This is a genomic window from Constantimarinum furrinae, from assembly GCF_014295415.1.
Classification (GTDB): Bacteria; Bacteroidota; Bacteroidia; order Flavobacteriales; family Flavobacteriaceae; genus Constantimarinum; species Constantimarinum furrinae.
In genome coordinates this window covers 1,590,976-1,608,615 of record NZ_CP052909.1, presented here as the reverse complement: position 1 = coordinate 1,608,615, position 17,640 = coordinate 1,590,976, and the positions used below count along the sequence as shown (strand labels likewise).

The window sequence follows — 17,640 nt, the reverse complement described above, 5'->3', positions numbered from 1 at the left end:
TGAAGTACTATGGGTGTTACAATCACAGGCATAGGAAGTTATATTCCCAGTGGCGTTGCCAGCAATTCGTCTTTTGAAAATCACAACTTTTACAATGAGGACGGATCGCCTTTTGGCTATAAGAATGATGTTATTATAGAAAAATTCAAGGCCATAACCGGTATTGCTGAAAGAAGGTACATCAAGGACGATCTCACAACTTCAGACATTGCATTTTTTGCTGCCGAAAAGGCTATCGCCGATGCAGCAATCGACAAAGAAACACTAGATTACATAATAGTGGCCCACAACTACGGTGATGTAAAACACGGAACCCATCAAAGTGATACGGTTCCAAGTGTGGCTTCAAGAGTAAAACACCATCTTAAAATTAAAAACCCGAAATGTGTAGGGTATGATGTGCTATTCGGATGCCCAGGTTGGGTGGAAGGAATGATACAGGCAAATGCTTTTATTAAGAGTGGAATTGCTAAAAAATGTCTTGTTATTGGAGCCGAATCGCTATCTCGGGTTATTGACCAACATGACAGGGATTCTATGATCTATAGTGATGGAGCCGGAGCTACAGTTGTGGAGGCCACCGACAGTGAAAGTGGGATATTGAGCCATACAAGTGCTACCTACACCTACGATGAAGCACATTTTATCTATTTCGGTGAATCGAATAATCAGGAATTGAATGATGCCCGAAAGTATATTAAAATGTATGGGCGAAAGATCTACGAATTCGCATTGAACAACGTTCCAAATGCTATGAAGGAATGCCTTGATAAAAGTGGCGCAGGAATTAAGGATCTTAAAAAGATTTTTATTCATCAGGCGAATGAAAAAATGGACGAAGCGATCATGAAGCGATTTTATAAACTTTATGATGAAACTCCACCGGACCATATCATGCCGATGACCATAAATAAACTCGGTAATTCCAGTGTTGCCACCGTGCCAACATTATTGGACTTGGTAACAAAAGGGAAGATGGAGCACCAGAGCATCGCCAAAGGTGATATAGTTATCTTTGCAAGCGTTGGTGCCGGGATGAACATAAACGCAATTGTTTACAGGGTCTAAATCTATGTACGAAGGTAAATTTCCCAAAAAACGATATAAGCACACCCTACAGTTCTTAAAAAAACACATTGCTCCTGGAGCTAGAATTCTCGATCTGGGAGTGACGAATCCATTTTCTGAAATTATGAAAGAACATGGCTTTCAGGTAACAAATACTGGAGGTGAAGATCTGGATCTCGACACTACTGTTGTAAAATCGGAAAAATATGACGTGGTCACTGCTTTTGAGATCTTTGAACATCTGGTTTCTCCATTTAATGTAATTCAGGATATAAAAGCTGATAAATTAGTAGCATCGGTACCCTTAAAGCTCTGGTTCGCCTCTGCTTACCGCAGTAAAACTGATGAAAGAGATAGGCATTATCACGAATTTGAAGACTGGCAATTCGACTGGCTACTCGAAAAAGCAGGCTGGCATATTAAAAAACGTGAAAAATTTACCAATCCAGTTAAAAAGATAGGCATTAGACCCATTTTAAGACGATTTACTCCCCGATACTATTTAGTTTATGCCGAACGTTTATCATGAAAATCGCTGTTGTAATACCTGCGCACAATGAAGCTAAATATCTGGCTAAAACACTAAAATCCTTAGTCGAACAATCTGTACAACCTGAGCAGCTTATTGTTGTAAATGATTCTTCTACAGACAAAACACAATCGATAATCGATTCATTCTCCGAAAGATATCCTTTTATTCAATCAGTACAAACGAATGCCGGAACTGAACATAGTCCCGGTAATAAAATTATTAATGCATTTAATCATGGTTTTAAGTTGGTAAGAAAAGACTATGAAATTATTTGCAAATTTGATGCTGATCTTATTTTCCCCAAAGACTACTTAAAGTCAATATCAACCATCTTTGAAACAAATAAGCGATGTGGAATGGCCGGTGGTTTCTGCTACATTAAAAGGGATAACCAATGGCAACTCGAAGCACTAACCAATACCGATCATATTCGTGGGGCTTTAAAGGCGTATAGAAAGGAGTGTTTTGAAAAGATTGGCCGACTAAAAAATGATATGGGCTGGGATACGGTTGACGAATTGCTAGCCAAATACCATGGCTGGGACGTTATAACCGATGAATCACTACACGTAAAACACCTAAAACCGACCGGAGTGAATTATTCGGCTGAAGCCCGATTTAAACAAGGTGAAGCTTTTTATAAAATGCGCTATGGTTATTTGTTGACCACAATAGCTTCAGCCAAACTTGCGCTGAGAAAACGAAATATAAATTTCTTTTTTGATTGTATAAAGGGATATCGAAAAGCTAAAACTGAGAATTTGTCTTTTATTGTTTCGGAAGCAGAGGGCGCGTTCATTCGTAAGTACCGATGGATCGGAATTAAAAAACGAATGGGTCTCAATTGATAACATTTACATAATCTTTTTTCTGATACAATCCGTAATTTTACTTCTTTGAAAATTTAGCTGATGAAAATTAAAATATTCCCCTTCCTATTTTTATGTTTTAGTGTATCCCTGGTTTCCTGTAATTCTGCTAAACCACTATCAAAAACGTATACATCGTCAGAAAGAGAAACACCCAGAAACATCATTTTTCTCATTGGAGACGGGATGGGGTTAAGTCAGATATCGATCGCCAATTTTTATAAGGAGGAACCATCAAATTTTGAACGATTTCCAATTGTGGGCCTTATAAAAACCTCTTCCAGTACTCATTTAATTACCGATTCGGCAGCGGCTGCAACTGCTTTTGCTTCCGGAATTAAAACCTTTCATCAAGCCGTTGGACTGGATAATGATTCTATTCCAGTCCCTACCATTATTGATCATCTGGAAGCACGCGACTTTTCCACGGGATTGGTGGTCACAAAGATCATTGTACATGCAACACCCGCGGCGTTTTTTGCACATGTGCCGTATCGATATGATTACGAGCAAATTGCCCCCTGGCTCGTTGATTCGGATATTGATTTTATTGCTGGCGGCGGTTTAAATTATTTTAGGAAAGCATCCGAAGGAAAAGACTTGCTGTCTGAATTCGTAAAAAAAGGATATGGTATTGACACTACTTCATTAAAATCCACAGTGGATAAACGAAAACAACTGATCTTATTAGCCGATGAAGATCTTCCCTGGAAAACTGAAGGAAGAGGGGATTTTCTACCCCGGGCTACCGATTTGGCTATATCAAGCTTAAGCACGAATAAGAATGGGTTTTTCCTCATGGTAGAAGGATCTTTAATTGATACCGCCGCGCACGACGGGGAGTTACAATATATGATAGATGAACAACTCGATTTCGATGCCACAGTAGGACGTGTCCTAGATTACGCTATGACAGACAAAGAAACTTTGGTTATCGTTACTGCAGATCACGAAACCGGTTCGTTTGCCTTATCAATGGATGGATATGATTACAACAAAATAAAGCCTACGCTGTATCATGGGCAACATTCGGCAACTATGGTACCGGTTTTTGCATATGGACCGGGCTCTGAATTGTTTAGCGGCGTCTATGATAATACTGAGATCTATCATAAAATAATGCAGTTGTTATCGAATTAATTTAACAACATCTTACCTTACTTTTGCTCAATACACTCCCCTATTTTTTGTTACTTTAGCAGTAGACAAATGCCCATGAAATATATAAGAGATATTGGTTCCTATTTTTTGATGCTCAAAAGAGTGTTCAGCAGCTTTACAAAAGGTTCTGTAATAAAGGAATTAATATTTAAGGAAATAGATGATCTCATTATTGGCTCCATGGGAATCGTTGCTTTTATTTCCTTTTTCGTTGGAGGTGTAATTGCCATACAAACAGCATTAAATCTAGAGAACCCGTTAATTCCAAAGTCGTTAATAGGATTTGCCACTAGACAATCTATTATTCTTGAGTTTGCTCCAACATTCATATCAATCATTATGGCCGGAAAAGTGGGATCCTTTATTACCTCCAGCATCGGTTCTATGCGGGTTACCGAGCAAATTGATGCCCTGGAAGTCATGGGTATTAATTCATTGAATTATCTGGTATTTCCCAAGTTAGCAGCCTTAATGCTCTATCCTTTTGTCATTGCAATTGCTATGTTTTTGGGTATAATGGGTGGTTTTATTGCCGGTGTTTACGGGGGATTTACCAGCGCAACCGAATTTGTCGCCGGTCTACAAGATTCATTCAACCCGTTTCATCTAACGTATGCCTTTACTAAAACCTTTGTATTCGCATTTATTTTGGCCACAGTACCCTCTTGGCAGGGGTATTTTATGAAAGGTGGCGCTTTGGAGGTAGGAAAAGCCAGTACCAATTCGTTTGTTTGGACCAGTGTACTTATTATTCTTTCCAATTATATTGTAACTCAACTCCTCTTAAGCTAATGATAAAAGTAGAGAACATAAGAAAACGTTTTGGAGAAGAAGAAATTCTGAAAGGGATCACTACGGTTTTTGAAAAGGGAAAAACAAACCTTATCATCGGTCAGAGTGGTAGTGGAAAAACTGTACTGCTAAAATGTTTATTGGGTCTTTTCAAACCTGAAGAGGGACGTATTTATTATGAGGAAAATGCCATACAGGATATGGACGAAGAGCAGCAACGGGAGCTAAGAGAAGATATAGGCATGCTTTTTCAGGGTGGTGCCCTTTTTGACTCTATGACTATTGAAGAGAATATTATGTTTCCATTACGTATGTTCACAAAACAACGTAAAAGTGAAATGCTTTCCCGAGTGAACGAAGTGCTTGCAAGGGTAAATCTGGAAGGAGTAAATAAAAAATATCCTGCCGAAATCTCCGGAGGAATGCAGAAACGGGTCTCCATTGCAAGAGCGATAGTAAATAACCCCAAATATCTGTTTTGTGATGAGCCAAACTCCGGGCTGGATCCTAAAACCGCAACAGTAATCGATAATCTTATTCAAGAGATTACACACGAATACAATATTACAACGGTGGTAGTGTCACATGATATGAATTCGGTTATGGAAATTGGCGAGAACATTGTCTTTCTAAAACACGGAAAACTAGTATGGCAAGGGTCCAACCATGACATCTTTAAAACCGATAACGAAGATGTTACAGATTTTGTGTATTCATCAGACTTGTTTAAAAAAATTAGGGAAGTCCAGTTAAAGGAGGAGTAATTCAACCTATTCTTCCACCACCAAAGTATCCAGTTTCAGTTTAAATTTTAGCCAGTCTTCCAGCTTCACTTTATTTGCATTTCTGTCTCTCCGGCTTACAGTTCGCGCCCAACTAATATCGAAAACGGGTATGGTATCTGTGGTTTTAAAATTTGTAATGACTTTTTTTGAATAACTGAAGGATGTTAATCCCTCGTAATTTATTTTCACCTCTTTGCTAAGGTCTTCAAAATTCACATCTTTGACCTTTAATTTGGTGATCTCGTTTTCCAGAAACTGTATGCGCTCATCCTTATCCCTAATGGCCTGTTCGTTCTTCACATAAAGGTCTTCCAATATGCCTGCTTTTACTTCACCCGAAAGTTGTGCAGCAAGATCGCCACTTCTATCGGTTCCCTGAAATACCCTTAAATTGGTTTCCTCAAGCTTTTCTATCTGCTTCAGATCAGATTCCCACTTGTTGATCGTACTCTGAGGCACCAGTTGCCCGATTAGATACACATCAATACTTTTTGTCTCATAATTGTGCGTAGCCTTTACCACTTCGGCACCATCGTATCGTATCTCATTCTCTACAAAATCTTCGGCCCTGTTTTCGAACACCTGCTCGTCGAGTAAATTTATAAATAATACAACACTCGGCACCATAACAATTACGGCGATAAGGGAAGCTAGTTGTGCAATTCGTTTTCTTCGTTTCGAATTTGCATATTTCACTAATGGGAAACGCAATAATTTGGAAACGATAAATGTTGCCAACGCTATAAAAACAGCATTAATGGAGAACAGATACATGGCACCACCGGCAAAATTTAAATTTCCTATTGCGAGTCCGTACCCAACTGTGCACAGCGGAGGCATAAGTGCGGTTGCAATCGCCACTCCAAAGATCACACTTGCAATGGTTCCGCTTTTGGTTTTTGCAACAATAAGACCAAGACCTCCAAAGATGGCAACCAATACGTCCAGGATCGTAGGGTAGGTTCTTGCGAGAAGTTCCGGAGATTCTTCGGTGAGAGGTGAGATCGTAAAATACAGAAATGAGGTCGCGACACTTAATATCACCATCACTCCTAAGTTGATCAAGGAACGTCTTAGCGTATCGACGTCGTTGATGGCAACCGCAAGCCCCACACCAACAATGGGTCCCATTAACGGAGAAATGAGCATCGCACCTATCACTACGGCCGTGCTGCTAACATTGAGTCCGATAGAAGCCACGAAAATGGAAAAAATAAGGATCCAAGCCGTATGACCTTTAAATGGGATATCCTTTTTTACGGCTTCTATGGTAGCATCCCGGTCTGAATCCTTTCGTATATCAAACAACTCACGGAAAAACTTCTTTAAACTATCCCAGGTGTTGAGTTTGATGTTGTCAAATTCTTCTTCATTGGGTGTTACATTAATATCGCGATCTTTCTCTGTACTCATATCAGGTAAAATTTTTTCCGAATTTTTCAGAAATTTCAGATAGAAGGCTTTTTATTTCCTGCTCCTTTTCCTTCGGAAACAATAATAATACATCCTCTTTATCGACAATAATATAGTTGTTAATTCCGTCAACTACAACCAATTTTTTTCCGGATGTAAAGATCATATTTCCTGAGGCATCAACCAGATGTGTTTTAGCTCTTACAATGGCATTTTCTTCTGTATCCTTGTTTAATTTCTCGTGAAGTGCGCCCCAGGTACCTAGATCATTCCAATCGAAGGAGGCCTTTTTTACATAAACATTGTCTGCCTTTTCGAGGATACCGTAGTCTATCGATATATTTTCGGCTCTGGCATAATTTTCGGCTATAAACTTTTTTTCTTCGGAAGTATTGAGGACCGCAGTCCCTTCAGAAAAAAGCGAATGCATTCCCGGCATATTTTCAGCAAAAGACTCAGTAATACTGTGAACACTCCAGATAAAAATGCCTGCGTTCCACAAATAATTGCCCTGGTTCAGAAACGATCTCGCTGTTTCATAGTCCGGCTTTTCAGTAAATTGTCTTACTTTTTTAATATCAGAATCTAGTTGCTTTTCAGCTTCTATATAGCCATATCCCGTATTAGGAAAAGTAGGTTCAATTCCCAATGTCATTAATATATTTTTCTCGCTGCAAGTCTTAAAACATAACTCAAGGTCGGAAGCGAAAGCTGCCTCATCCTCTATCCAGTGATCACTGGGAGCGACCAGCATTACGGCGTTTTTATTATTTTTATGAATCTTTAACGCAGCCAGTAAGATACAAGGTGCTGTATTTCGCATCGCAGGTTCCAGAACGACCTGCTCTTTAGAAATTTCCGGTATTTGTTCCAGCGTGATATTTAAATAATTCTCATTGGTGAGAATGTATATATTAGAACTCGGAACTACCTTATTTACCCGTGAGAACGTACGTTGCAGTAAGGACTCCCCTGTTCCCAACATATCGTGAAATTGTTTTGGAAAGGCTGCCGTACTTACAGGCCAGAATCGGGAACCGATTCCACCGGCCATGATCACAGCGTATTTATTCGAATTCTCCATTAGTTATTATAGATGCTATTACAATTCACTACTTACGATTCACTATTCATTACTGCAAATATTCCACTTCGGCGTTAGGGTTGAACAAGTACATCCTGCCGGTGCTCACCTCTACGCATTCATAGCGCTTTACACGTTTATTACCACGTTTAAAGACCTTCCCGTTATACAAACGAAATTCCCCTCCGGGCGGTATTTCAAATATATAGTTTTTATCATTGGGAGGATCAAATTGTTTTAATGCTAGTGCCAATCGGGTATCGGTATCACTGGTCGCTTTGGGATTCTTAAAATGAATAGCGAGAAGGGGTAATAACGAATTCGGGAATATCTCGGGTCGTAAGAAAGGCAACATGAGTGTTTGAAAAGTATACTTCCATTCCTTTCCGTGTGGTTTAATAAGTCGGCCATATTTATGAAATGCTACCAAATGAGCAATCTCATGAACAAGTGTAATTAAAAAACGATAAGGATTCAGGTTAGCATTTACAGTGATCTGATGACTTCCATCGGGAAGTTTTCGGTAATCTCCATGCCGGGTAACCCGCTCATTTACGATCTTAAGATGAACATTGTTTGCTTTTATCAGTTCAAAAGCCGGTTGAACGGCAACTCGAGGAATGTAAGTAGTAAGTATATCCTGCATAGTGCTTTAGGGCGTTGAACTAGAAACCTGAATGATCTTTCCGTTGTGAAATTGGTGTCCGTCCATAGCAAATCTTGCAATATATCCGGCCATTTCTTGGGCCGAAACCGGTGCCTGATAGCCCGGAAACGCTTCCTGAAGCATTTCTGTATCTACAGCGCCCAATGCTAGAACATTAAAGGAAGGGCCCGCCGCTTTGTATTCTTCTGCCAATAATTCGGTTAGCGTGATCAAAGCACCCTTACTGCTGCTGTAAGCACTTAAACCCGGGAATTTTACGCTTCCCTGTACACCGCCCATACTGCTAATGTTTACCACATGTCCATTCTCTGGCATAAACGGAAGAAGCGCCTGAGTTAAGGCGGCCACTCCAAAAACATTAACGTCGTAGGATCGCTTAAATTCTGAAAGGGATATTTCTGAAAAAGGTGCATTCACCAAAAAACCTGAATTATTGATGAGAACATCGACACTCTCCCAGTTTTTCTTTACAAATTCTGAAACTTTTTTGAGGTCATCATCTTTAGTGATATCGAACGGAAAACAGGTGCAGTTTTTAAAACCTGCTTGAGCGATGGGTTCAGCATTTCGAGAAAGAGCAAGTGTAGTATGCCCGCCTTCAGAAAATAATTTTACAAGCTCATATCCTATACCTCTACTGGTTCCTGTAATGACAATATTCTTCATGCGCTAAAGATAACAAATCCCGTCTTCAACAAAAATGTGAGTACGGGATCGTTTTTTGGTGTATTATGAACATTTAAACAAACATGGTCACCGGGTTCTCGATATACTGCCTTACCGTTTGCAAGAACTTGGCGCCTGTTGCCCCGTCTACGGTTCGGTGATCACACGCCAGAGTAACGGTCATGGTATTTCCAATGGTGATCGCACCATTTTTCACTACAGGTTTCTGCTCTATGGCTCCCACAGATAGGATAGCCGAATTTGGCGCATTAATAATAGAAGTAAATTCCTTAATTCCAAACATTCCTAAATTAGAAACTGTGAAGGTACTGCCCTCCATTTCCTGAGGGGTGATCTTTTTATTTCTGGCCTTACCCGCCAACTCCTTAACGTTCCCTCCAATTTGTGAGAAGGACATCTGATCGGCAAATTTCAATACCGGAACCAGCAATCCCTCATCTACTGCTACAGCGACCCCAATATGAATGTGTTGCGCAATGCGCGTCGCATCGGGCGTCCACTGACTGTTAACCTGCGGGTGCTTTCGCAATGCCATAGCACAAGCTTTAATGATCATATCGTTAAAGGAGATCTTTACATCGGGATCGGAATTGATCGCATTTCTTGAGGCGATCGCATGATCCATATCCAGCTCGATGGTCAGGTAATAATGTGGTGCCGTAAATTTCGATTCACCCAGACGTTTTGCAATGGTTTTGCGCATTTGGGAATTCTTGATCTCTTCAAAACGCTCCTCTCCCACCGGCGTATAGGCAGCAGCGGCACCTGTTCCGGGCTGATAATTTACAATATCACGTTTTACAATACGGCCGTTCTCGCCACTTCCCTGAACTTGAGACAGACTAATATTTTTTTCTTCGGCTAATTTTTTAGCGAGGGGAGATACAAAAATTCTACCTCCGTCTTTTGTTGTGGTCTGAGATTGACCTGCTGAAGATGCAGGCTTTTCTTTATTTTCTTCCTTTTCTTCGGAAGGCTTTGAGGACTCTTCTTTTACTTTTGTTTCCTCTTTTGACTTGGCCGCGGGTTTACTTTTGGATGTCGCTCCAGAAACTCCTGAAACATCGGTTCCTTTTGGGCCTATTATGGCGAGCAGGGCATCCACCTTGGCTGTCTCACCTTCCTGTATCCCAATTTTAAGAAGGGTTCCCGAGTAAAACGACTCAAACTCCATAGTGGCCTTATCCGTTTCAATTTCGGCCAGTATATCCCCTTCTTCTACTTTATCGCCCTCTTTTTTAAGCCAGGACGCCACAGTACCTTCTTCCATGGTATCGCTTAAGCGAGGCATGGTAATAACTTCCACCCCTTCAGGCAAGTCCTGAGATGAATCTTCTTCGGGAGCTTCAGCTTCAGTGGTATCTTCTTCTTTATTTTCTTCGGAAGTATTTTCAGACTTGTCGTCTGCTTTTTCTTCTTTTTTCGATTCAGATTTCTTTTCGGAAGCTTCGCCTTCGCCATTCAACAACTCTGAAATATCCTCATCCTTATCACCAATAATAGCCAGAAGAGAATCTACTTTTGCTGTTTCACCTTCAGCAATACCTATATGAAGTAGTGTACCTTCATGAAAAGATTCGAATTCCATGGTAGCCTTGTCGGTTTCAATTTCAGCTAAAATATCCCCTTCGGCAACGCTATCACCCTTTTTCTTGAGCCATTTCGCCACGGTGCCCTCTTCCATAGTGTCGCTTAAACGCGGCATGTTGATTACTTCTGCCATAGTGAATTATAATTTATGAGGTAAAAAAGGATAATCTTCCTGTTCGTAAACTGCATCGTACATAACATGCTTTTCGGGGTATGGAGACTCCTCGGCAAACTTTTCGCATTCACTCACCATATCCTTCACTTTCTTATCGATCTTTTTGATCTCGGCCTCGGTTGCCCATTTCTTCTCGTAAATATGATGCAATACATAAGAAATAGGGTCTTCCTCCTGTTTTTTCTTTACTTCTTCCTTGGTACGATAATGCTGCGCATCACTCATTGAATGCCCTCTATACCGATAGGTTCTTAATTCCAGGAATGTTGGCCCGTCACCTCTGCGTGCACGCTCAATTGCTTCATCCATTTCCTTGGCAACCACCTCCGGTTTCATTCCATCTACGGGTTTACAAGGCATTTCGTATCCCAATCCGAGTTTCCAGATATCGGTATGGTTCGCAGTGCGCTCCACAGAAGTTCCCATGGCATACCCGTTGTTTTCAACACAGAAAACTACCGGAAGTTTCCAGAGCATCGCCAGATTAAACGTTTCGTGCAATGACCCTTGTCGTGTGGCTCCATCTCCCATAAATGTTAGGGTGACGGCGTCACGATCGTAATATTTATCTGCAAAGGCGAGTCCGGCACCCAAGGGGATTTGCCCTCCTACAATTCCGTGTCCGCCGTAAAAGCGATATTCTTTTGAAAATATATGCATAGAACCTCCCAATCCTTGTGAGGTTCCTGTTGCCTTACCATATAACTCGGCCATAACCTTTTTAGGATCCACTCCCATTCCAATAGGCTGGACGTGGTTGCGATACGCGGTTATCATTTTGTCCTTGGTTAGATCCATGGCATGCAGTGAGCCTGCTAAAACCGCTTCCTGACCATTATACAAGTGAAGGAATCCCCGCACTTTCTGATTGATATAAACCTGAGCCAGTTTGTCTTCAAATTTTCTCCAGAACAGCATATTTTCATACCAGTCCAGATAAGTTTGTTTCGTAATTTTTTTCATATCAAGCTACGCCCTTGGCGCATTAACTGTTTAATTGACCCGATATTCCGAAGAAAAACCGGATTGCACGAATAACAAAAATACTATATTAATAGCATCTACAAAAGAAGTAGAACTTCAAATTACTAAAATAGAAATTCAATACTGAAAACAACCTTAAATTAGGATTAGAAGCTCTGTTGAAGGCTACAAATACGAGCTGTCAAATATAAGCGGTAGTAGATCTTTTACCGAAGCTGCCTTAACTACATTTCCGGTTTCTCCCATAAAATAAACGCTAATGGGTGTTTGTTGTTTGACTTCATATTCTGCCAATGCCTGTCTGCAGGCTCCGCAGGGCGGTGTAGGAGTACGCACTTCATGGTTGAGAGACCTGGCAGTAAGGGCGAGTGCCTTAATGGTTTTTCCCGGATAGGTTGCCCCTGCGTGATAAACGGCTACGCGCTCTGCACAGAGTCCGGAGGGAAAAGCTGCATTTTCCTGATTGTTCCCAATAATAACTTCTCCAGTCTCGAGCAACAAAGCAGCACCCACTTTAAAAAGTGAATAAGGCGCATAAGCATTTTCACGTGCCTTTTGCGCCTTATGCATTAGATCTTTTAGTTCTGAAGGAAGTGATGAAACAGAATCATAAACTTCAAGTTCCGTTTCGATCTTTATTTTTTTCACGATTCTAGTATTCGTCGTACTCGTCCCCAAAGTTAAAAGTAAGTCCGAAACGAAGTGTTCCTTCCAGCGGACTTCTTACCTTAGAAGTGGAGAACAAGTAAGAAATATCGATATTTATTGCTGTATATCGGAAACCGGCTCCAAGAGAAAGGAACTTCCTAGAACCTTTTAGGTCACTTTCATTAAAATAACCTGTACGGAATGCAAATACATCCTGATACCAGTATTCTGCACCCAATGCCCAAGTAAATTCTTTCAGCTCTTCACTAAATCCATCGGGAGCATCTCCAAAGGATTTGAACATACCCGAAAAGAAACTGATAGACTCATATTCTTCATCATCTTCGGCATCGATATCGCCATCACCGTCAAAATCCTGAGGAGTTGGAACCAACAACTTATTTACTTCGGCAGAGACACCTACCTTGTTATATTCATCTAAAATGAAATCGAAACCACCACCTAATGCCAGATTAGTTGGAAGGTTACTCTCCTGTCCTACTTCGTCATACTTTAGTTTAGGACCAATGTTTGAAATATTAAAACCGGCTCTCCATCGCCCGTCAAAATCGTTATAGGCAATCTCTTCACTCTGATAATACCCGGCAACATCTACTGCAAAAGAACTGGCTGCGGTAGCATCTTCATTGGAAGCCTGAATTTTTAAATCAGATCTAAGGTATCGCCCTCCTACGGCCATAGAGATTCGCTCACTTAATCGCAGAGAATAAGAAACATCGAATGTAAATTCATTCGGACTTTGAATTAAAGGCTCCTGATCTATAGTTTCGCGAAGTTCGATATCGCCCAGACTGAAATATCGTAAACTGGCTGCAAAAGCACTCTGCTCATTAATTCTGTTATAATACGTTAAATTTCCAAGGAATATATCGTTTACCAACTGACTTAAATACGGAGTATACGTCACACCCACACCTTGTTTTGAAATAGCGAAAGCATATTTTGCCGGGTTCCATTGCTGCGAAAAAGCATCGGCACTTGTGGCAACTCCAATGTCTCCCATACCTGCCGCACGGGCGTCGGCTGCAATAAGCAAAAAGGGCACTGCTGTTGTAATCACACGTTGTTGAGCAAGGTCACCTTCCTCCTGCGCAGACACCTGAAAAATAAATAAACTAACAAAAATTGCAATAAAAAATTTCTTCATGAGGTTCAAAATTTGGACAAATATACTTTTAATTTTTAAAGGATAACCAGTTTTTCAAATTTTTCAATTCGCTGATTGGTTAACGTAGATTTAACTGTAATCTTGTATACATAGACACCTTTTCCGATTCTATCGCCAAAATCATCCTTCCCGTCCCATACGATATCACGTGATAAAAATCCGTCGGTATTAATGATCTGGTTTTGTGTCCATACCACCTTTCCTGTTACAGTAAACACTTGCACCTGAACTTCCAGTGGTTCGAATGGACGGTTGTGATTAAACCAAAATTCGGTGTAATTGACAAATGGGTTGGGATAATTGAGTACTCTGGAAATTTCCAGCTGATCATTTCCTGCTACCACAAACTGAATATCCATAGTTGACGAATTATTATATACATCCCATGCCTTCAAAGTAAGTGTATGCAATCCATCTTCCAGGTCACGCAGACGATAGGTAGCCTTTCCTTTGGTAAAATCGTCCAATTCGGCCTGATAATACTCGTTCAATACAAAAGGATTCGATTCATCTCCATCGAGAATTGCAACGATATCATGGCCTATTCCACTAGCAGTGTTTATTCCGTTTTCATCCTCAAGTTTAGCGATAAGAATTGGGGAATCGTTGGTAATTCCGCCAGAAACAAAACTTTCATCGTTCATAAACAACCTGATCAATGGTCCTTGATTGTCTTCCGGAGCATCTTCATTCAAACCACCTACTTTTATAGTAAGATCGGCACCCGCTTGATCCTCCAACGCATTGCTTCTTTCTGAATAGAGACTTGCTCGGCCATTTCCAACAGGGATCTGTATGTCTCGAGGCACTACGAATTCAAATTCAAAACGCCCGTTTGTAACGGTTGCCTGTCCGTTAAAGAGAATCTCTCCTAGCGTTTTAAAATTCATAATGATCAACCCATTGGCATTTTCTGTTCCGTCATTCCCTAAGGTTTGCCGCTGTACATCCTTATCATAGATTTTCGCCTCAACCACGCCGTTGTAACCACTTAGCAGATTTCCGGCCTCATCGACAACTTCTCCTCCAAAGCGAACTTTGCTCAACGCCTTTAACGTATCCACAGCCTGTGTTAGCGGCACACCATTAAGTGTGGTTAGTTTTACTTCCGGTTTTGCAAAAGCCAACTTCATCGCAGGGTCGCCAATATAGAAAACAACGCGCTTATCGGAACTGGTGATCAAATTTTTTGCCCGGCGCAATGCTTCAGAAGGTGCTACAATGTTACTTGTACCAAAACCAAAAACTTCGGGAGCCAATTCCTGATTGTAGTTTACACCCGTACTTACGGTGATGGAACGGGTTGTTGTGATCAAAGAAATAGCACCGCCGTTAGGATTCCAATAGGTGAGTTCACCCGCCGTTATTCGAAGTGGATTATCAAATTTGGTAAATTCGCAAGTAACGGTAATGATACAGGGATACTTATTTTTATTCTGAAGCTCTATCGCCTCTTGCTTCGTAAAAATAAACTCTTTTGCAAGACCATCCTCCCCGCCATGTCCAAAGTAATTAATCACTAAAGCTCCAACTTCAATGGCATTACTTACAGCTTCGTTCACCTCGGGATAGCGATTTCCTCCTGCTGAAGTTTGTTGCTGAAAGGCATCGGCGTGAATTTTCTTTACGTTGATAAATGGTTTTTCATCCGATATCTGATCTCCAAGTGCATCGAGATTAAACTGAAGCGTCGAATCTGTTTGTGAATCGGCATCATCTGAAACCAATAGAAAATTATTCCGCCAGTTGCCGTAGCTTTCTCTCGAGGAATAATCAATTATTTTATTCACTAATGTGTTGGCAAGGCTTACTTCATCGGCAAGTATTCGACCTACGGCAATATCCAGTATATCGTTTTGATTTAGTCCACCATCCAATGGATCCATCATACCATAAAAATCATCAGACATATAGGATGTAAAGGTACTGTTGCTAAACAAGGTGTGATAAACAGGGACGATGTTATTATTATTGGCTATTCTGTTCTTGTAATCAATAGAAGCATCTCCAAACAGACATACATACTTAACTCGTTTGTCGGGAGAGGAAGCATTCTCATAGACATAGCGCACCAAATTCCTGATTGCCCCTATGTCCTGTTTTCCTGAACTGAATTCCTCATAGATTCGGTCTGTAGTAATCACCTTTACATTAAGTCCGTTTAGGTTTTTGTGATGTGTAGCCAATCGAAGCGCAGGTTGAATAAGAAATGGAGCTGTAATGATCAAATAATCAATATCCTGAAAATTACCTGAGGAATCATTAAAAATGGTTCCTTTTAAATTCTGATTGGATACCACGGTTTGTGCTCCGGCCACAGGAACAAAGTAATCGGACGGATTCACCGCAACATATTTTCGTAATTCCCCCAGATTAGCTTTAAAACTGAGTTGTGAAGCACCACCTTCATTTTGTTTTGATCTAATATTTGCCGGATCGGTCACATCCCACACCTGAGAAAACTGAGCGGCATTGGTAATTTGATATTCTCCTACTCCAATCATGCCAATGGCATTATTATATTGAAATGCCATCTGGCCCTCTGTTCCTGTTAATCGCCGCAACGCCTCTACACTTAAGTAGTCGATATAGCCAATACTGGAAGGATTGCTTCCATTGTTATAATTAAGATCAATTGTGACGGTTTCACCTCCGGCGGGAAAGGTATCGTTAAATTCCTTGGTGTCCAGAAGTGTCGGGTCGTTGATAGCGCTAAACACCAGTGGATTAAGACTAGTTCCATTAATTGAGACCGCTGTAGACGTAACGGATTCTGAAGCAGATGCAAGCTTAATTCTTACATTCATTAAAGAACCGGGTACGATATTCGGGAATTCGAACTCATAACTCTGTTCATTTTCTATATCGAAGCGATTTCCAAACCACCTTCTACCCACCTTTGCGGGGCTGTCTTCGTCTTCTTCATGGAATTTATAGTCGTTGAAAGTAGTAATGATCTCTGAAGGGTTCCCTGAAGGTTCATTCATAGCCTGCACTCTCAGTCCGTTTCCGCCATCGGCAGTTATATAGTAGTACGAATCGTTTGAATAGGGGTTGATATTGGTGTCATTTTGTTCGTCGTAGCCCAAAGTGCTAATGCCATAAAACAAAATAAAATCTCCGCTATCGAAAGAGCCGTCGGCTTCTCCAATGACTTGAATAGCAGTTTCGGGAAGATCTAACTGAGTATTATCTATATTGAGAAATGGCAGGGTTTTACCACCATGACCATAGATTTTCAGATTTCGGGGGTTTATGCCATCGGTATTCATCCCCAGATTATTCAAAAAGTCACGGTCTATTCGATGCACCCCGGTTTGTTCCACTTTAAATTTATACCAATTACCTGTTGCCAAAACGGAATTAGAAATAGGCATTCTGGAAGAAGAAGCATTGTGAGAAGTATAGGAATAAGAAATATTAAAGGAGGTGATCTTTTTTAATGCGCCGTTCATATTAACCACCGGTGAAACCACCAATGTAGTATACAGGATATCCCTGCCTTTAGAGCTCATGATCTTTGAGGATACGGAGTTAGGCACCAGATCGGCTTTGATCAGCCTGCGTTCATCTGCGGATAGATTTTGGTACTGAATGTTAGTAAGCCTCAAAGAGGTGCTATTTGCATAACCATTATCCTGCCAGCGCTCGCTGTAAACAGGAATTCTGTCTTCAACCTCTAGGCTAGAATGTTTCTTCGTTTTAGTTTTAGAAACAGCATTGGTATTATTTCTGTTAAGATCAACCTTATTTTTTGCAGGAGTATTGACAACCGACTCCGGATTCTCCCAGTCTATTTCAATAGTCCTTTGTTGTGCGTGCAAAAACAATGGTAACGCTATAAGAGCGCCCAAAAGTAAAATTCTTCTCATCATAACAAATAACGCTCTAAATATACACTTAGTATGGCTTTTTTACGAAACTTTCTACTTTAAAAAGCATACATAATAATTCACGAACAAATACGTTAACAATGGGGTCGGTATTTTAACTACC

General features: G+C 40.7%; 15 protein-coding genes. 6 read left to right on the top strand and 9 right to left on the bottom strand.

From position 1 onward, the window contains the following. Positions 1–9: 9 nt before the first annotated feature. The 6 genes from ALE3EI_RS07285 to ALE3EI_RS07260 all read left to right on the top strand — a co-directional run bounded on the left by ALE3EI_RS07285 (position 10) and on the right by ALE3EI_RS07260 (position 5,186). Positions 10–1,068 carry a 3-oxoacyl-ACP synthase III family protein gene (locus tag ALE3EI_RS07285; protein ID WP_186987630.1) on the top strand — a complete coding sequence of 353 codons (1,059 nt, stop codon included), beginning with the start codon at positions 10–12 and terminating at the stop codon, positions 1,066–1,068. A gap of 4 nt (positions 1,069–1,072) precedes the next feature. Continuing rightward, a complete protein-coding gene (locus ALE3EI_RS07280) occupies positions 1,073–1,597 on the top strand; it encodes a class I SAM-dependent methyltransferase (protein ID WP_186987629.1) in 525 nt (174 codons plus the stop codon). Next, entirely contained in the window at positions 1,594–2,448 is an 855-nt protein-coding gene (locus tag ALE3EI_RS07275; protein ID WP_186987628.1) for a glycosyltransferase family 2 protein, read from the top strand. The genes ALE3EI_RS07280 and ALE3EI_RS07275 overlap by 4 nt, the downstream gene beginning before the upstream one ends. Before the next feature lie 63 nt (positions 2,449–2,511). Further along, positions 2,512–3,609 (top strand): alkaline phosphatase, encoded by a 1,098-nt coding sequence (locus ALE3EI_RS07270; RefSeq protein ID WP_186987627.1) that lies wholly within the window; start codon positions 2,512–2,514, stop codon positions 3,607–3,609. A 75-nt stretch (positions 3,610–3,684) separates the two neighbouring features. Further along, the gene (locus ALE3EI_RS07265) at positions 3,685–4,422 is read left to right on the top strand and encodes an MlaE family ABC transporter permease (RefSeq protein WP_186987626.1); all 738 of its coding nucleotides are present in this window, start codon (positions 3,685–3,687) and stop codon (positions 4,420–4,422) included. Then, the gene (locus ALE3EI_RS07260) at positions 4,422–5,186 is read left to right on the top strand and encodes an ABC transporter ATP-binding protein (RefSeq protein WP_186987625.1); all 765 of its coding nucleotides are present in this window, start codon (positions 4,422–4,424) and stop codon (positions 5,184–5,186) included. The genes ALE3EI_RS07265 and ALE3EI_RS07260 overlap by 1 nt, the downstream gene beginning before the upstream one ends. Positions 5,187–5,192: 6 nt before the next feature. Here the strand turns inward: ALE3EI_RS07260 and ALE3EI_RS07255 are convergent, their stop codons facing one another. The 9 genes from ALE3EI_RS07255 to porU form a co-directional block, all read right to left on the bottom strand. Then, positions 5,193–6,620, bottom strand: a complete 1,428-nt coding sequence (locus ALE3EI_RS07255) for a DUF389 domain-containing protein (protein WP_186987624.1) — start codon at positions 6,618–6,620, stop codon at positions 5,193–5,195. Between the two features lies 1 nt (position 6,621). Further along, complete coding sequence (locus tag ALE3EI_RS07250) at positions 6,622–7,704, bottom strand: mannose-1-phosphate guanylyltransferase (RefSeq protein WP_186987623.1); 1,083 nt, start codon at positions 7,702–7,704, stop codon at positions 6,622–6,624. A gap of 49 nt (positions 7,705–7,753) precedes the next feature. Beyond that, positions 7,754–8,350: a SprT-like domain-containing protein gene (locus ALE3EI_RS07245; RefSeq protein ID WP_186987622.1), complete on the bottom strand. Its 597-nt coding sequence runs from the start codon at positions 8,348–8,350 to the stop codon at positions 7,754–7,756. 6 nt (positions 8,351–8,356) lie between these two features. Beyond that, positions 8,357–9,037 carry an SDR family NAD(P)-dependent oxidoreductase gene (locus tag ALE3EI_RS07240; protein ID WP_186987621.1) on the bottom strand — a complete coding sequence of 227 codons (681 nt, stop codon included), beginning with the start codon at positions 9,035–9,037 and terminating at the stop codon, positions 8,357–8,359. Between the two features lie 73 nt (positions 9,038–9,110). Beyond that, positions 9,111–10,781, bottom strand: coding sequence for a pyruvate dehydrogenase complex dihydrolipoamide acetyltransferase (locus ALE3EI_RS07235; protein WP_186987620.1), 1,671 nt, complete (start codon positions 10,779–10,781; stop codon positions 9,111–9,113). Between the two features lie 6 nt (positions 10,782–10,787). Next, entirely contained in the window at positions 10,788–11,786 is a 999-nt protein-coding gene (pdhA, locus tag ALE3EI_RS07230; protein ID WP_186987619.1) for a pyruvate dehydrogenase (acetyl-transferring) E1 component subunit alpha, read from the bottom strand. Between the two features lie 186 nt (positions 11,787–11,972). Continuing rightward, positions 11,973–12,455: a cytidine deaminase gene (gene cdd / locus ALE3EI_RS07225; protein WP_186987618.1), complete on the bottom strand. Its 483-nt coding sequence runs from the start codon at positions 12,453–12,455 to the stop codon at positions 11,973–11,975. A gap of 4 nt (positions 12,456–12,459) precedes the next feature. Next, entirely contained in the window at positions 12,460–13,623 is a 1,164-nt protein-coding gene (gene porV, locus ALE3EI_RS07220; protein WP_186987617.1) for a type IX secretion system outer membrane channel protein PorV, read from the bottom strand. Between the two features lie 35 nt (positions 13,624–13,658). Continuing rightward, positions 13,659–17,519 carry a type IX secretion system sortase PorU gene (gene porU, locus ALE3EI_RS07215; RefSeq protein WP_233279936.1) on the bottom strand — a complete coding sequence of 1,287 codons (3,861 nt, stop codon included), beginning with the start codon at positions 17,517–17,519 and terminating at the stop codon, positions 13,659–13,661. Between the last annotated feature and the right edge of the window lie 121 nt (positions 17,520–17,640).

Excerpts from the sequence above, each read along its gene's own strand:
- pdhA (WP_186987619.1), bottom strand. The coding sequence starts at position 11,786 with ATGAAAAAAATTACGAAACAAACTTATCTGGACTGGTATGAAAATATG.
- ALE3EI_RS07265 (WP_186987626.1), top strand. The coding sequence starts at position 3,685 with ATGAAATATATAAGAGATATTGGTTCCTATTTTTTGATGCTCAAAAGA.
- porU (WP_233279936.1), bottom strand. The coding sequence starts at position 17,519 with ATGATGAGAAGAATTTTACTTTTGGGCGCTCTTATAGCGTTACCATTG.
- ALE3EI_RS07285 (WP_186987630.1), top strand. The coding sequence starts at position 10 with ATGGGTGTTACAATCACAGGCATAGGAAGTTATATTCCCAGTGGCGTT.
- ALE3EI_RS07280 (WP_186987629.1), top strand. The coding sequence starts at position 1,073 with ATGTACGAAGGTAAATTTCCCAAAAAACGATATAAGCACACCCTACAG.
- ALE3EI_RS07245 (WP_186987622.1), bottom strand. The coding sequence starts at position 8,350 with ATGCAGGATATACTTACTACTTACATTCCTCGAGTTGCCGTTCAACCG.
- ALE3EI_RS07270 (WP_186987627.1), top strand. The coding sequence starts at position 2,512 with ATGAAAATTAAAATATTCCCCTTCCTATTTTTATGTTTTAGTGTATCC.
- ALE3EI_RS07255 (WP_186987624.1), bottom strand. The coding sequence starts at position 6,620 with ATGAGTACAGAGAAAGATCGCGATATTAATGTAACACCCAATGAAGAA.
- ALE3EI_RS07235 (WP_186987620.1), bottom strand. The coding sequence starts at position 10,781 with ATGGCAGAAGTAATCAACATGCCGCGTTTAAGCGACACTATGGAAGAG.
- ALE3EI_RS07260 (WP_186987625.1), top strand. The coding sequence starts at position 4,422 with ATGATAAAAGTAGAGAACATAAGAAAACGTTTTGGAGAAGAAGAAATT.
- ALE3EI_RS07240 (WP_186987621.1), bottom strand. The coding sequence starts at position 9,037 with ATGAAGAATATTGTCATTACAGGAACCAGTAGAGGTATAGGATATGAG.
- porV (WP_186987617.1), bottom strand. The coding sequence starts at position 13,623 with ATGAAGAAATTTTTTATTGCAATTTTTGTTAGTTTATTTATTTTTCAG.
- ALE3EI_RS07250 (WP_186987623.1), bottom strand. The coding sequence starts at position 7,704 with ATGGAGAATTCGAATAAATACGCTGTGATCATGGCCGGTGGAATCGGT.
- ALE3EI_RS07275 (WP_186987628.1), top strand. The coding sequence starts at position 1,594 with ATGAAAATCGCTGTTGTAATACCTGCGCACAATGAAGCTAAATATCTG.